Consider the following 14970-nt stretch of genomic DNA (forward strand, 5'->3'; position numbering starts at 1 on the left):
GGTCGACGTGGAGAAATAGTTCCTTCGCGTTGCTCGCATATTGGAGGAAATCATGCGTAAGTTTACTGTCGTCACTGCAATTGCTGCCCTGACCGCCTGTGGCCTGGCCGCGTGCTCTGATCCCGATGACGTCCCTGCCGATCAGTCGAATGCCGGCGCATCATCCGGAGCACAATCAGCGACCTCATCTGCCGACAATCCAATGGCGTCCACGGGGATCACCCCCCTCGATACCAGCCAGATTCCAGTCCAGGATGATATCGCTGCCCTCGTTCCACAGGAAATCAAGGATCGTGACGTCCTGCGAAATGGTGCCTCCACGGACTACGCGCCGGCGGAATTCCGCGGTGACGATGGTCAGACCCCTGTTGGCTACGAAGTTGACCTGGTGCGCGGCCTCGCACAGGTGCTGGGTCTGTCGGAAGGCACCACCACGCACGCCGAGTTCCCCACGATCATTCCGGCACTGGGCACCAAGTTTGACATCGGCATGTCGGCGTTCACGATTACTCCAGAACGTGAGAAAGAAACCAACTTCGTTCAGTTCATCGAGGTTGGTTCCGCATACGCCGTATCGACAGGCAACCCGAAGAACTTCGACCCCGCTGACCCCTGTGGCGCCACCCTCGGCGTTCAGAACGGCACGTTCCAGCACGAGTACGCCAACGAGCTGTCCGCAAAGTGTGAAGCCGACGGCAAACCCGCCATTCAGGTCATGCCGATGGATCTGCAGACTGACGTCGCCACGAAGGTTGTGGGTGGACAGTACGACGCAACCCTGGCAGATTCCACAGTGATCAGCTACACGGTCAAGCTCACCCAGGGACAGCTCGAACAGGTTGGAGACGTCATCGAAGCAGCCCCACAGGGCGTTGCGGTTTCCAAGTCTGATCAGGCTCTGACAGATGCCCTTGCCAAGGCCATGCAGTACCTGATGGACAGCGGATACCTAGAGAAAATCCTCGCGCCCTACGGCGCGGACTCCTCCGCCCTCGACACGGCCACTGTCAACCCGCCGGTTGAGTGACCTGTCGGTTAACCAGAGAAAGAGTGACCAGTGCCGAAGCAAGACATTCGTGACGGCGTTGAGATTATTCACGCCAAACCCGTGCCACGTATCGGTCGGCTCGTGTCGGCTGCGATTGTCGCCGTGCTTGTCGCCATGGCGATCAACACGCTGCTGACCAACCCGAACTTCCGGTGGGACGTCGTGTGGCAATGGCTGTTCTCACGCACCATTGTCAGCGGCGTGATGTACACGATCCTCCTGACGATCGTCGCCATGATCCTCGGCACGGTCCTCGCGGTGACGATGGCAATTATGCGTCAGTCGCCCAACCCGATCCTGCGGTGGGTCGCCACGTTCTACATCTGGTTCTTCCGCGGCACACCAATCTACACGCAACTCATCTTCTGGTCTCTGCTTCCAACCCTCTACCCTCAGCTCTCACTTGGTATTCCCTTTGGCCCCGAGTTCGTCACCTTCGACACCGCTCAGGTTTTCACGCCGTTTTGGATGGCGTTCATTGGCCTGGGACTCAACGAGGGCGCCTACCTGGCTGAAATTATCCGCGCAGGTCTGCTGTCCGTTGATAAGGGACAGGAAGAAGCAGCGACCGCGCTCGGTATGCATCGCGGTCTGATCCTGCGTCGCATTATCCTGCCGCAGGCAATGCGCGTGATTGTCCCGCCGATCGGGAATGAGACGATCTCGATGCTCAAGACCACCTCTCTGGTTGCCGCCATTCCGTTCACTCTGGAATTGACGTTCGTGGCGCGCACCAAGGGGCAAGCGCTGTTCGTGCCGATCCCCCTGCTGATCGCGGCCGCACTGTGGTATCTGGCGATCACCTCGCTGTTGATGGTCATTCAGTACTTCATTGAGCAGCACTATGGGCGTGGCTTCACCTCTGACCGCCCGGAAGGCACGACCGGCACTTCCTCGCACAAGACGGGACGCCAGAGCGCCATCAATTCCTCTCACACCACGAAAAACGATCCATTTATCGAGGTCACACCATGAGCTCTTCACTTGCCCCGATGGTCTCCGTGCAGGCAGTTCACAAGTTCTTCGGTGATCTTCATGTATTACGCGGCATCGACCTGACGGTACGCAGCGGCGAGGTGTGCGTGATCCTGGGGCCGTCCGGTTCAGGAAAATCAACCCTCCTGCGCTGCATTAACCAGTTGGAACGTATCAGCGCAGGCAGGATTTATGTTGAAGGCGACCTGATTGGGTACCGCGAAACCACTGACTCATCTGGTCAGCCTGTTCTGCATGACCTGCCCGACAAGGTCATCGCTCAGCAACGCTCTCGCATTGGCATGGTGTTTCAGCGTTTCAACCTGTTCCCCCATATGACCGCCCTCGAAAATGTGATGGAAGCACCTGTGCACGTCAAGGGCGTCAAGGAAAAAGAGGCGCAGAAAACGGCGCTGTCGCTGCTGGATCGTGTCGGTCTGGCTGACCGTGCTCAGCACTATCCTTCGCAGCTGTCCGGTGGCCAGCAGCAGCGTGTTGCCATTGCACGCGCACTTGCCATGGACCCGGAGCTGTTGTTGTTCGATGAGCCGACGTCAGCCCTCGACCCTGAGTTGGTTGACGAAGTGCTCGGCGTGATGAAAGATCTGGCCCGCTCCGGCATGACGATGGTGGCTGTCACGCACGAGGTTGGGTTTGCGCGCGAAGTGGCCGACCAGGTCGTGTTCATGGATGAGGGTGTGATTGTGGAGGCGGGGAAGCCTTCCGACGTCATCGAGCATCCCACGCGCGAACGCACCAAGGCGTTCTTCTCGAAGGTTCTCTAAGCACTCAGTTCTGATCGCACCAGTGGAATCTCGCCGTCGGGCACGGGCCATTGGTCGATCGGACGGTCGTTCCATGTGCGCGCAACCCACTGGCCGCCTTCACGATCGAGCACCGTGGTGCCGGTGTTGCGCATCGGATTGGTTACCGTCATGCGCGCATCCGCATTCGAGGCAAGCACGGGTGTGATTGTGCGCAAAATAGCGCCATGCGCGACAAGTGCGACGACTCCGTCCTTGTGCTCCTCGGCCCACTGTTCAATTTCACCGATGACGGGACGCACCCGTGCCAGCACTTCATGCCCGTTTTGCGCACCCGGCATTCTGGCATCCAGATTGCCCTGAGCCCAGTGGACGATGGTGCGCATGTACGTCATTTCCGAGGCGCGGTCCACCGCCATTTCACCGTCGCCTGTCTCGATTTCACGGATGCCGGGTCGAATCCACACGTGTGAATTGAAGCGGGCGATCAGCGGTGCTGCTGTTTGCCGCGTTCGGGTCAAAGGTGAGACGACCACCAGGCCTGGTGCCGGTGCAATATCGTTTTCCCACCGCGCTGCCAGCGATTCGGCCTGTTTACGTCCTCGCTTGTCGAGGGGTGCGCCGGGGCGGCCCGTATCCAGTGCGTGTGATCGATTGGCGGCGGTTTGTCCGTGCCGGACAAGAACAAGTTTCATTTCCTACTTCCTCAAGATGCCATTCACCGTGAGTCTGACCAGAAGAGCCTTTCCATCACATCCCGTGAACGCCGGGCCGCACGCAGCCAGTCCTCTTCCAGGGCGTGATAGCCGCCTGCCCCATATCCTAACAAGTGCGCCAGCGAAGCCAGTTTCGCACCCGAGCGCGCCAGCACGTCGATTTTGACCCCGGATGTGCGCCCGGTTGCCAGCACGTTTCCCGTACGGATGCGTCGAGCTAAACTCCACGCGCGATCCAGGTCATCAGCGTCCTCTCCGCTGATCAGGTTGCTGTGTCGTAGGACCGCCAGCGCGCGCTGCGTGGAGGTGGTGCGCAGCTCCTCACAGCTGTGAACGTGACGCATCTGCATGAGCTGCACGACCCACTCCACGTCGCTCATTCCCCCCACGCCAAGTTTGACATGCCGCGTCGGCTCAATGCCACGAGGCAGTCGCTCGCGTTCCATTCGAGCTTTCAGCAGGCGAATCTGCTGGATATCAGCGTCCGAGGGTGACTGATCGTAGCGGATCGGATCGATGGCGGCAAAGAAGTCGGCCAGCAGCTCCCCGTCACCTGCTGCGGGTCTGGCTCGTAACAGTGCCTGACGTTCCCATACTGATCCCCACCGCTGGTAATACTCCTCATAGGAGCTCACCGTGCGCGAAACTGGCCCGGATTTTCCTTCCGGTCGCAGATCCATATCCACGCTCAGCCCCGATCCCTCGTGGACAGAGCTGAGCAGCTTTTTCACGCGCATGGTGATGTCAACGGCGGCACCGGCGTCCCCCTCGTGAACGGCAATAATGTCGGCGTCGGACATCAGCGAAGATTCGCGTCCGCCGTATGAACCCATCGCAACAAAAGCCAGGCGTGGCGGCTGCGCGTCTGCGTGCTCACTGCTCCACTGGCGAGTCGCGATAGTCAGTGCGCCATGAAGCGCCACATCCGAAGCGTCCGCAATGGCGGTTCGCACAGGGGCAACATGTGCCAGTGCATCTCCCAGGGCTGCGCGCGTCACTTCACGTACACGTACCGCCTGCACGCGCCACATGGCCTGTTCAGTGTTGCTGTGTCGCGAGATAAGCGCGTCCACCTCGTTGATCAGGCGCTGACGGTCGCGCGCTTTGAGCTGCTCATCACCGTCAAGCCACTGCACTGCTTCAGGCAACTCAGCAAGAGCGGAGGCAACCCAGCGTGAGGACGGCAAGAGTTCGCACAGTCGTGAGGCCGCCAGACCTGAATCGCGCAGAAGCGACAGGTACCAATGCGAATCGCCGATGCGTTCGGACAGGGTACGGAAGTTCAACAGCCCGAGGTCAGGGTCAGCTCCGTGCCCAAGCCACGTCATAAAGACAGGCAACAGGTGGCGTTGAATGGTGGCACGGCGTGACGTGCCGTGTGTCAGAGCTTTGATATGACCGAGCGCTCCGGCAGGATCCAGATACCCCAGCGCCGCCAAACGAGCCTTGGCAGCCTCCAGATCCAGCGCGGCTTCGTCGGGAGCCAGGCGGGCGGTGGCCGCAATAATCGGCCGGTAGAACATATCGTCATGCAGCCTACGGACGCGCTCACGCACGTCGTCCACGGTGTCGATGAGGTTTTCCGCGCTCATGAGCTCCGGCCCCATCGCTCGGGCAATACGCCGCAGTTCGTGTCCTGATGAGGGGATCATGTGTGTTCTGCGCATGCGTGCCAGCTGGGCCCGGTGCTCAACAGTGCGCAGGAAGCAGTAGCAGTGCGTCAGGTCGCGCGCATCCGTTCGGGCAACATATCCTCCGTCGGACAGTGCCCGGATTGCTCCGACGGTGTCGGCAATACGGATCGATTCGTCTGTGCGCCCGTGAACAAGCTGGAGCAGCTGAATCGTAAATTCGACGTCCCGAAGTCCTCCGGCACCGAGTTTAAGTTCCCGGTCGCTGTCCGCAGCCGGGACCAGGGCTTCGGCGCGTTGCCTCAAGGTGCGGGCGTTGTCCACGAACCCTTCGCGGTCCGCGGCGGACCACACAAATGGAGTAATCGCGTCAATGAAGTCTTGTCCGACATGACGATCCCCTGCCACCGGGCGCGCTTTGAGCAGTGCCTGGAACTCCCAGGTGTGCGCCCAGGACTGGTAGTAGGCGACGTAGGATTCGACGGTTCTGACCAGCGCGCCGTCACGGCCTTCCGGCCGCAGCGTGGCGTCAACTGCCCACAGCGGTGGCTCACTGCCCGCACCAGAACACGCCTGAGCGGTCATCGCTGCCAGCCGCGTGGCGATTTCAATAACGCTGCGCTCTGACTGGCCTTCCTGCACGCCCACCACGTACATGACGTCAACGTCGGAAATATAGTTCAGTTCACGCGCCCCCGTCTTACCCATAGCGATGATCGCGAACTTGACGGTGTGATCGGGGTCGATCTGGCGCCGTGCCAGCAACAGGGCACCTTCCAACGCCGCGTCAGCAGCATCAGTCAGCCGTGCAGCCACTTCAGGCAAGTGCCCAACCGGGTCGGAGTCCGTCAGGTCAGTGGCGGCAATCGAAATCAACACGTTTCTGTACGCTCGTCGCAGGTCATCTGCTGTTGCGGTGGCCGAGGCAAGAGCGTCGAGGATGACCTGGCGAGCATCACGTGCCTCGACCCACACCGCGTCAATGGCGTCAGAGTGGGCAACAATAAAATCGCCGAGGGGACGCGATGCGCCCATCACGGCGGCAAGCTGGCGCGCTGCACCGTGGTTGAGTACGTGGCGCAGAGCATTCGGGTCAGCTTCGTGCAGTCGCACGAGCTGGAGGGCAACCAGGTCTGGATCGGCACTGGTCTGAGCTGCCCGCATCCAGATGTCGGCACTGTCAGGAAGCTGCCTGAAATAGTCCGCGCTGGTGCGGGCATCGTGAAAGCCTGCACTGCGCAGGTGCGCTTCAATGCGCTCGCTGCGCATCAATTGGCCTTAATGAATTGTCTGATTTCCTGGGGCGTGATCTGGTGGCGGTACTCAGCCCATTCCTTGAACTTGTTGCGCAGCACGTAGTCGAAGACTTCTTCACCCAGGGTCTGAGCGACAAGATCGGAATTCTTCATACATTCCAGGGCGCTGTGCAAGGAGGCGGGCAGGGAATCGATGCCAAGAACCTGACGTTCGTGTTCGGACAGGTCCCACACGTTGTCCTCAGCTTCAGGCATGAGCTCCATCTTCTTGTCAATGCCATCCAAGCCTGCGGAGATGAGCACTGACAGCGCAAGGTAGGGGTTGCACGCCGGATCAAGTGCGCGGTATTCAATCCGCGCTGAGCGCCGTTTATCCGGCTTATACAGTGGCACACGAACCAGTGCCGATGAATTGTTGTGACCCCAGCACACGTAGCAGGGAGCTTCTCCCCCGCCCCACAAACGTTTGAACGAGTTGACGTGCTGATTGGTGATCGCGCTGATTTCGCGGGCATGCGCCAGCAGTCCGGCGATGAAGTGGCGTCCGGTAGCTGACAGCTGATACGTGCCGGCCGGATCGTAAAATGCGTTGTGGTCACCTTCGAACAGTGACAGGTGGGTGTGCATGCCTGAGCCGGGGTAATCGGCAAACGGCTTAGGCATAAACGTGGCGACGACGTCCTCGCTCAGTGCCACGTATTCAATGAGCGTGCGGGCGGTAATGATGTTGTCGGCTGCCCGAACCGCATCGACTGCCCGCAGGTCAACTTCGTTTTGCCCAGGGCCGCCCTCGTGGTGGGACAGTTCGACGGCGATGTCCATGCTTTCGAGCATGTGAACCAGGCGACGACGAAAATCGTGGGCAATGGATCGCGTGACATGGTCGAAATAGCCGGCACCGTCAATGGGAACGAGGTGATCGGGGGTTGCAGGCTTATGCAGCAGGTAGAACTCAATCTCGGGATGCACCATCACGGTGAATCCCATGTCGGTTGCACGCTGCACAGTACGTTCCAGCGTTCCTCGCGGATCGGATCGGGCCTGCTCACCGTCGGGGGTGAGGACATCGCACAACATGCGTGCAACTTTGTCGTCCTCACTACCCCACGGTAAAACCTGGAAGGTGCTGGGATCTGGTTTCAGGAGCATGTCCGACTCGTGGACGCGTGTCAGCCCCTCGATCGAGGAACCGTCAAAGCCGATACCTTCGCTGAGCGCATCCTCCAATTCACCTGGATCAATGGCCAGCGATTTGAGTACGCCGGCCACATCCGTGAACCACAGGCGGATAAAGCGAATTTCCTGATCGGCAACTTCACGCATCACCGAGTCGGACAACTGATCCATCTATTTCTCATTCTCCTCTGGAGGCAGCTCCACATCTTCGATCGGCTCAATCAGGTCTTTGAGCTTTTCGGAGGGGCGGGCCTGCGTTGGCTCATCGAGGACGCTCGGCCCTTTGGGACGGGTGTCTACAATCGGTGCCTGGCTTGAGTGCCTCACAGGGTTGGGCGGCATGGTCGGCTTAGCCGGCCCGGATTCTCCATCCGTTCCCCCACCTGAAAAGCCTTTCGCCACAGCGTCGAGGGCGGCTGTCAGCTCAGTTGGCACAACCCAGACCTTCGATGCTTCACCTTCAGCGATACGCGGCAGCATCTGCAGGTACTGGTAGGACAGAAGATCCGGGGTCGGCTTGCCGGCGTGAATGGCGTTGAACACGGTCTGGATGGCCTCGGATTCACCGCGAGCTTTCGTCACTGCGGCCTGTGCGGCACCTTCAGCGCGCAGAATCTGGGACTGCTTGTCACCTTCAGACTTGAGGATCTGAGACTGGCGCACACCTTCAGCAGTCAAAATGGCGGCACGCTTGTCGCGCTCAGCGCGCAGCTGCTGCTCCATCGCGTTCTGAATGGACGGCGGCGGATCGATGGCCTTGAGCTCGACTCGATTCACGCGAATACCCCAGCGGCCGGTTGCCTCGTCCAGGACGCCGCGCAGCTGAGAGTTGATCTGGTCGCGGCTGGTCAGTGTTTGCTCGAGGTCCATTGAGCCGATCACGTTACGCAGCGTCGTGACGGTGAGCTGCTCGATAGCCTGAATGTAGTTCGCGATTTCGTAGGTCGCGCTACGCGGATCGTTGACCTGGTAGTAAATGACCGAATCGATGGAGACCACAACGTTGTCAGCTGTAATGACAGGTTGGGGTGGGAACGACTGGACCTGTTCACGCAGGTCAACCTTGCTTGCGATGCGATCAAGGAAAGGTACCAGGACGTGAAGTCCGGCGTAGAGCACCGACTGGAACTTACCGAGACGTTCCACCACCAGGGCCCGCGACTGCGGGACCACCTGGATTGACTTGGCTACGGTGACGACAACGAACAGCACGATGAGGAAGATCAGCGCCATTCCGATTGTCTGCCCGAATGAGTTAAACATTGTGACAGCCTCTCACTGCATAGGGGGTTCGTTACGTTCAATAATGGCTGTTGCCCCATCGATGCGGACAACGTGCGCGTGGACGCCGGCGGGGATTTCCCGACCGTCCGCCGAGCGCGCGCTCCACGTATCGCCGGCAACTTTGGCACGCCCGTCGATTCTGTTGACTCGAGTAAGCGTGAGGGCGTCTGTTCCAATCAGCCCTTGTGCATTGGTTCGAATATTCGGGTTCGTGCGTGTCAGATGCGCCTTAGCCCATGGACGAACGAGAAGGAGAAGAAGCAGGCTGGCGACCGCAAACACGGCCACCTGCACGCCTGTTCCCCCTCCGGCAGCGCTGGCAATTCCGCCTGCAAGTGCCGAAATAGCCAGCATGAGGAAGAAGAGGTCGAGTGACAGCATCTCGACGATGCCCAAGCCTAGTGCGATGAGAAGCCACCAATAAAAGACCACTGTTTCCTCCGTTTCAGTGTCGACGGGAACTGTCGGGTTTCCGGTCCCTGTTCATACGCGCCCACCAGCGCCCGTCACCGTGACCGACCTCCAGCGGAAGATCGAATGCCGTCGACAGGGTCTCACTGGTCAAAGTCTGTTCAATTGGCCCGCTCGCAACGAGGTGGCCATGTGACATCACCACGCCGTGCGTGAAGCCGGGTGCAATTTCTTCAATCTGGTGGGTAACCAGCAGCAGTTGCGGTGAACGAGCATCCCCGCTCAGCTCCGTCAGCGCCTCCACCAGCAGTTCACGCGCCCCCAGATCAAGTCCGGCACTCGGTTCGTCAAGTATCAGAATTTCCGGGTCCGCCATGAGTGCGCGAGCCAGTGCGACGCGTTGGCGCTCCCCTTCTGACAGCGTTCCGAAACGGCGCTCCGCCAGGTGCGAGACGCCGAACAGGTGCAGCAGGTTATCTGCGCGCCCCTCGTCCTCAGTGTCGTACTGTTCGCCGTAGGTAATCGACCTGCCCCATGCTGCGGTCATCACCGCCATGCGCACCGGCATGGACACTGAGATTCGTGCCGTCAGTGACTGTGAAGCAAAGCCGATGCGCGCGGACAATTCCCCGGGGTCGGCTTCTTCGATCGGCGTGCCCAGAATGGTCACGGAACCGCTGGTTGCGCGCTCGCGCCCACTAATCAGTCGGATCAAGCTGGTTTTGCCTGCACCGTTCGGGCCAACAATGACCCAGTGTTCACCGCGATGCGTCGACAGCGTCAGGGAATCAACAAGGTGGGATCCGCCGCGCTCAAGCGTGACGTCGTGTAGATCAACAACGTTCTCCATGTCTTCAGTGTAGCCAGAACCTTGCCTCATCAGCCCACCAGCGCGCGATAAAGGTCGAGTGTCTGCTGGCCGATTGTGTCCCACGAAAATTCAGTGCGCGCCCGCTCCAGGCCGGCTTTGCCCATCTGACGCGCCTGCCCTGGATCAGCCAGCACGGCATTGATGCGTTCAGCCATCGCAGATTCGAACGCTTCTGGATCAATGGGGGTTCCGGTTCCGTCAGTCTTCTGCTCGATGGGAACAAGGTAGCCGGTTTCTCCCTCGACAATAACGTCGGGAATTCCGCCGGTGCGTGTGCCCACCACCGGCAACTCCATCGCCATAGCCTCCAGGTTCACGATGCCCAGCGGCTCGTACACAGACGGAGTGATGAAGACGGTCGCCACGTCCAGGATTGCACACAGATCGGCTCGCGGCAGCATCTGGGAGATGAGCACGACCCCGTCTCTGTCGGCCGCCAGTTCCTTGACCAACGTGTCGACCTCAGCAGCGATTTCCTTGGTGTCCGGCGCTCCTGCACACAGCACGATTTGAGCATCTCGTGGAAGCTGGCGAGCTGCGCGCAGGAAGTACGGCAGACCTTTCTGACGGGTAATCCGCCCGACGAAGACCACTGTGGGCCGGTCAGGATCAATACCGAATTCCTTGAGCACGCGCGCCTGGTTGGCTTTCTCATCCTCGGTGGAGGGTTTGCGCCACTCATTCAGATCGATACCGTTAAAGATGACGTGAACCTTGTCCTCTTCGACACTGGGATACGAGCGCAGGATGTCATCTTTCATCCCGTTGGACACCGCAATGATCGCGTCAGCGTTCTCGTAGGCGATGCGCTCAGCGAAGCTGGACAGACGGTAGCCACCGCCCAGCTGCTCGGCCTTCCACGGGCGCAACGGTTCGAGCGAGTGTGCGGAAACAACGTGAGGGACGTCGTACAGCAGCTTCGACACATATCCGGCAAAGTTGGCGTACCACGTGTGCGAATGCACCAGGTCAGTTCCGTCGGTGTGGGCCGCCATCTGCAGATCCACCCCGAGTGTGCGCAACGCTGCATTTGCGCCGTCCAGTTCGGCAAGTTCGTCGTATCCTCGCACACCGTCGAGGGCACCCTCGTCCCCCGGCTTCCTGGGACCATCGAATGCGTGAACCCGAATGTCAGGACCTAGGCTTCGCAATACGCGAGCCAGTTCAGTCACGTGAACACCCGCACCGCCGTAGACGTGCGGCGGATATTCACGTGTCAATAAATCTATACGCATGGCTGCCTCCTACTGAGAGCTTATCGAACAGCAGCGCATCTCGTGTCGTTTGCGCACATTCACGCTGATTATTGCCTACCCTTGAGACATGGCAAAAAAACATGTCCTAGCAATCGTTCTTGCGGGTGGCGAAGGCAAGCGTCTCATGCCCTTGACCATGGATCGAGCCAAGCCTGCAGTACCTTTTGGTGGAAACTACCGACTGATTGACTTCGCGCTGTCCAATATCGTCAACTCCGGCTACATGCGTGTCGTCGTGCTCACCCAATACAAGTCGCATTCGCTGGACCGACATGTTACAAAGACGTGGTATATGTCGCCGTTGCTGGGTAACTTCATTGCTCCCGTACCGGCGCAGCAACGACGGGGACCGCACTGGTACCTGGGCAGTGCCGACGCGATCTACCAGTCCCTGAACGTCATTGAGGACGAGCACCCTGACTACATGGTGATCATTGGTGCCGACAACATCTACCGCATGGACTTTTCTCAGATGGTGGAGCACCACATTGAGTCTGGTCTTCCGGCAACTGTGGCAGGCATCCGCCAACCGGTTGAACTCGCCCCCGCTCTGGGCGTCATCGACGCCGAAGGTGGCGTGGTGAAGAACTTCCTCGAGAAGCCGCAAAACGCTGAGGGTCTGCCGGATGATCCGACCAAAGTGCTCGCATCTATGGGTAACTACGTGTTCGATACGGACGCCCTCGTCGCCGCACTTCGTGCAGACGCGGAAAACGAGGATTCAAATCACGACATGGGTGGCAATATCATCCCGTGGTTCGTCGAACGTCAGCAGTGCGGTGTCTACGATTTCAAGGACAACATCGTGCCCGGGTCCACAGAGAGGGACCGCGACTACTGGCGCGATGTCGGCACACTGGACGCGTACTACGACGCGAATATGGACCTGATCAGCGTCCACCCGATCTTCAACCTCTATAACCGCGACTGGCCGACGATGACCCTCATCGATGGCTCCTTGCCGCCGGCAAAGTTCGTCTACGGCGATGAGCATTCGCGTATGGGGCACGCCATCGACTCGTTTGTCTCCCCCGGCTCGATTGTTTCGGGCGGCGAGGTTTACCATTCGATCATTTCGCCTGGCGTGTACGTGCACTCGTGGGCTCAGGTCACTGACTCGGTCGTCATGGGCAACACCCGCGTGGGTCGCCACTCCATCGTCTCCAAGACGATCCTGGATAAGGACGTCGTCGTGGAAGAAGGAGCGACGGTCGGTGTGGACCTGGAACATGATCGCGCTCGCGGTTTCACCGTCACCGAGTCCGGCATCACCGTCGTCCCCAAGGGCATGGTGGTGACTAAGTGAGCCAACGGGCTGGCGCAGCACTTTGCGTCATTGCCCCGCATGACGTCGCAAGTTTTCCGTACGAGGCTCCGGCAGTTCGCGCACTGGCAGATTTTGCCGGTGTGCGCCGTTCAAAAATACATGTGCGAGCATTGCCGTTCGTGGCGAACCCGATTGGCGGGGACGTCCCTGCGTGCGTGGTGGCCTGCGTGCGCGAGGGTGATGACGGTGTGGGCATGCTGGATCTTGACGGTGCGCACGCCGCGTTGTCACGGTGGGGAGATGTTCTGGTCGTCCCTGTTTCTGTTCGTGAAGAAGGCGGGCCAGCGCTGATCGTCACCGACGTGGATTCAACGCTGATCGCTCAGGAAGTGATCGAAGAACTTGCCGAGTGGGCCGGTACGCGTCAGGAAGTGGCGGCAGTGACCGCGCGGGCAATGAACGGTGAGATCGATTTTGCGCAGTCCTTGCGGGAGCGGGTCGCCACACTTGCCGGCGTCCCTGAGACCGTGTTCCGCCACGTTACCCGCTCCCTCACCGTCACCCCCGGCGCCAAGCAACTCATCAAAAGTGTCCACTCCGTTTCCGGCGGTGCCTTTGGTGTGGTCTCCGGCGGGTTCGAGGAAGTCGTCGGCCCATTGGCAACGCGACTGAGCATCGATTTTTACTGTGCGAACCGACTGGAAGTGCGTGACGGGCACCTGACCGGCCAGGTCCTCGGAGAGATCGTGACATCGCACGTGAAGGTCCGTAAGCTCACTGAATGGGCAGCTCAGCTGGGAGTATCCCCCTCACGGTGCGTTGCCATTGGTGATGGCGCGAACGACATCCCCATGATGCAGGCCGCAGGATGGGGCGTCGCTTTTTGCGCCAAGTCCGCTGTCCGCGACGCGATTCCCAATTCTCTGGCCGTGCGTCGCCTCGACGCGCTCGTCGCTGCCCTGTTCTAGGTTCGGCTACTTCCAGTCGACGCCTTCTGAACGGTGCCAGGTGAGCCGCTTGGCATCCCACAGTTCCGTGAGCGAGGTGACGCGCCGGGAGAATTCCTCCCACTTGTCGTCACCACTGCCGGTCCATGCGACCTCAGCAATGGCAGTCAGACGCGGCAGGAGCTTCTCAAAGAGCTGTTCACGCGTGCGGATGTACTCTGCCCACACACATGCTTCAACACCGATCACCGCCCGAGGATCCAGCCCTTCGAGCGCGGTGCGCGGATTCCACTCCAGCGCTGTCCGGAACGGTAGAGGCCCGGCCCAGTCCTGGCCCCACGGCTCATCGGCATTCTCTTTCATATCCAGATATGATTTCTGTCCAGGCGACACGATGACGCGTGCACCGCGCTCAACGCCCGCCAGCACGCCCTCAGTATGATTGTTGGTGGTATCCCACAGCTGCACGATGTCGTCCTCGTGTGCCATTGCGCCCGCTTCCTGCCACATGATCGCCCGCCTGCCGCATGCGTGGACGCGTTCCACCGCCATTGTGACCAGGGCGCGGAACTCGTCGTGAGGTGTGGAATGGCTTTCGTCGCCGCCGATATGCATACCGAGCGGCGAGTCAGCTGCCAGCTGTCCGATCACTTCGTCCATGAAGCGTTCGGTGTCGGCTGCCTGCGTACTCAGCGTCGACATTCCCACGTCGATACCTTCGTAGACATCCCGCGCCTGACCATCGGGATTCAGACCCGGCATCGCGTGCAGTGCGGCGTTGGTGTGTCCCGGCATATCAACCTCAGGCACCACGTCAACTCCGCGGGCACTCGCGTAGCGTCGCAGGTCGTTGTACTGCTCGACAGTCAGGTATCCGCCACCTTCGCCATTCACGGCACTCTGTGATGATTTTTCCGTCAGTTCGGGAAGAGCGGGAATTTCGACTCGCCACCCCTGGTCGTCACTCACGTGCAGGTGAAGGACGTTCAGTGACAGGCTTGCCATCAAATCGACGATCTCCTTGAGGACATCGAGGGAAAAGAAGTGGCGCACAGTGTCGATCATGAGGCCGCGCCATTCGAATTCGGGCCAGTCCACAATCGTTCCGCTCAGCGCGGCTCCGCCTCTCTTGAGCTGATTCAGTGTGCGGCTGGCGCGCACCACACCAACCTCGGTGATGGCCCGAATATGAGTGCCGTCCTCACCGATCGTCAGGGCGTACGCCTCCTTTTCCTGGAAAGGCTCCAGTGCCGTGTCAATACCCAGTTGCGTCGCGTCCTGAACCAGTTTCGTCGTGACAGGTGAGAACCGTCCTGCACCCTCGGACATATCGGCATGTCGGACAGTGGGAATTACGGGCAAATACAT

Annotated in this window: 13 protein-coding genes; 5 read left to right on the forward strand and 8 right to left on the reverse strand. The window is 59.9% G+C overall.

The genetic code is table 11. The features are described from left to right. The first annotated feature begins 52 nt into the window (after positions 1 to 52). From AC1EJZ_RS03380 to AC1EJZ_RS03390, 3 genes are read left to right on the forward strand one after another with little or no spacing between them, the layout of a single operon-like run. Positions 53 to 1027 (forward strand): ABC transporter substrate-binding protein, encoded by a 975-nt coding sequence (locus AC1EJZ_RS03380; protein ID WP_480293963.1) that lies wholly within the window; start codon positions 53 to 55, stop codon positions 1025 to 1027. A gap of 30 nt (positions 1028 to 1057) precedes the next feature. Next, complete coding sequence (locus tag AC1EJZ_RS03385; RefSeq protein WP_227469306.1) at positions 1058 to 2023, forward strand: amino acid ABC transporter permease; 966 nt, start codon at positions 1058 to 1060, stop codon at positions 2021 to 2023. Beyond that, entirely contained in the window at positions 2020 to 2808 is a 789-nt protein-coding gene (locus AC1EJZ_RS03390; protein WP_058236607.1) for an amino acid ABC transporter ATP-binding protein, read from the forward strand. The genes AC1EJZ_RS03385 and AC1EJZ_RS03390 overlap by 4 nt, the downstream gene beginning before the upstream one ends. On the opposite strand, the gene AC1EJZ_RS03395 is transcribed toward AC1EJZ_RS03390, so the two are convergent. Genes AC1EJZ_RS03395 through glgA form a run of 7 tightly spaced genes read right to left on the reverse strand, consistent with a single transcriptional unit; the run spans position 2805 to position 11367 of the window. Continuing rightward, complete coding sequence (locus tag AC1EJZ_RS03395; RefSeq protein WP_092648534.1) at positions 2805 to 3482, reverse strand: histidine phosphatase family protein; 678 nt, start codon at positions 3480 to 3482, stop codon at positions 2805 to 2807. The two genes, AC1EJZ_RS03390 and AC1EJZ_RS03395, sit on opposite strands and share 4 nt — an antisense overlap. A 23-nt stretch (positions 3483 to 3505) precedes the next feature. Then, positions 3506 to 6403 carry a bifunctional [glutamine synthetase] adenylyltransferase/[glutamine synthetase]-adenylyl-L-tyrosine phosphorylase gene (locus AC1EJZ_RS03400; RefSeq protein ID WP_058236605.1) on the reverse strand — a complete coding sequence of 966 codons (2898 nt, stop codon included), beginning with the start codon at positions 6401 to 6403 and terminating at the stop codon, positions 3506 to 3508. Beyond that, complete coding sequence (locus tag AC1EJZ_RS03405; protein ID WP_058236604.1) at positions 6403 to 7737, reverse strand: glutamine synthetase family protein; 1335 nt, start codon at positions 7735 to 7737, stop codon at positions 6403 to 6405. The genes AC1EJZ_RS03400 and AC1EJZ_RS03405 overlap by 1 nt, the downstream gene beginning before the upstream one ends. Next, positions 7738 to 8829 carry an SPFH domain-containing protein gene (locus AC1EJZ_RS03410; RefSeq protein WP_092648532.1) on the reverse strand — a complete coding sequence of 364 codons (1092 nt, stop codon included), beginning with the start codon at positions 8827 to 8829 and terminating at the stop codon, positions 7738 to 7740. A gap of 12 nt (positions 8830 to 8841) precedes the next feature. Further along, complete coding sequence (locus tag AC1EJZ_RS03415) at positions 8842 to 9282, reverse strand: NfeD family protein (protein WP_058236603.1); 441 nt, start codon at positions 9280 to 9282, stop codon at positions 8842 to 8844. Positions 9283 to 9295: 13 nt separating this feature from the next. Next, positions 9296 to 10111, reverse strand: a complete 816-nt coding sequence (locus AC1EJZ_RS03420; RefSeq protein WP_058236602.1) for an ATP-binding cassette domain-containing protein — start codon at positions 10109 to 10111, stop codon at positions 9296 to 9298. A 29-nt stretch (positions 10112 to 10140) separates the two neighbouring features. Beyond that, a complete protein-coding gene (glgA, locus tag AC1EJZ_RS03425; RefSeq protein WP_058236601.1) occupies positions 10141 to 11367 on the reverse strand; it encodes a glycogen synthase in 1227 nt (408 codons plus the stop codon). Between the two features lie 88 nt (positions 11368 to 11455). On the opposite strand from glgA, the gene glgC reads away from it, so the two are divergent. Together glgC and serB are read left to right on the forward strand one after the other, a co-directional pair. Then, positions 11456 to 12694, forward strand: coding sequence for a glucose-1-phosphate adenylyltransferase (glgC, locus tag AC1EJZ_RS03430; protein ID WP_058236600.1), 1239 nt, complete (start codon positions 11456 to 11458; stop codon positions 12692 to 12694). Positions 12695 to 12960: 266 nt separating this feature from the next. Continuing rightward, the gene (serB, locus tag AC1EJZ_RS03435; RefSeq protein ID WP_058236888.1) at positions 12961 to 13623 is read left to right on the forward strand and encodes a phosphoserine phosphatase SerB; all 663 of its coding nucleotides are present in this window, start codon (positions 12961 to 12963) and stop codon (positions 13621 to 13623) included. 6 nt (positions 13624 to 13629) lie between these two features. On the opposite strand, the gene AC1EJZ_RS03440 is transcribed toward serB, so the two are convergent. Further along, positions 13630 to 14970 carry a family 20 glycosylhydrolase gene (locus tag AC1EJZ_RS03440; protein WP_058236599.1) on the reverse strand — a complete coding sequence of 447 codons (1341 nt, stop codon included), beginning with the start codon at positions 14968 to 14970 and terminating at the stop codon, positions 13630 to 13632.

The sequence above is a fragment of the Pauljensenia sp. C0170B5 genome, from assembly GCF_056590195.1.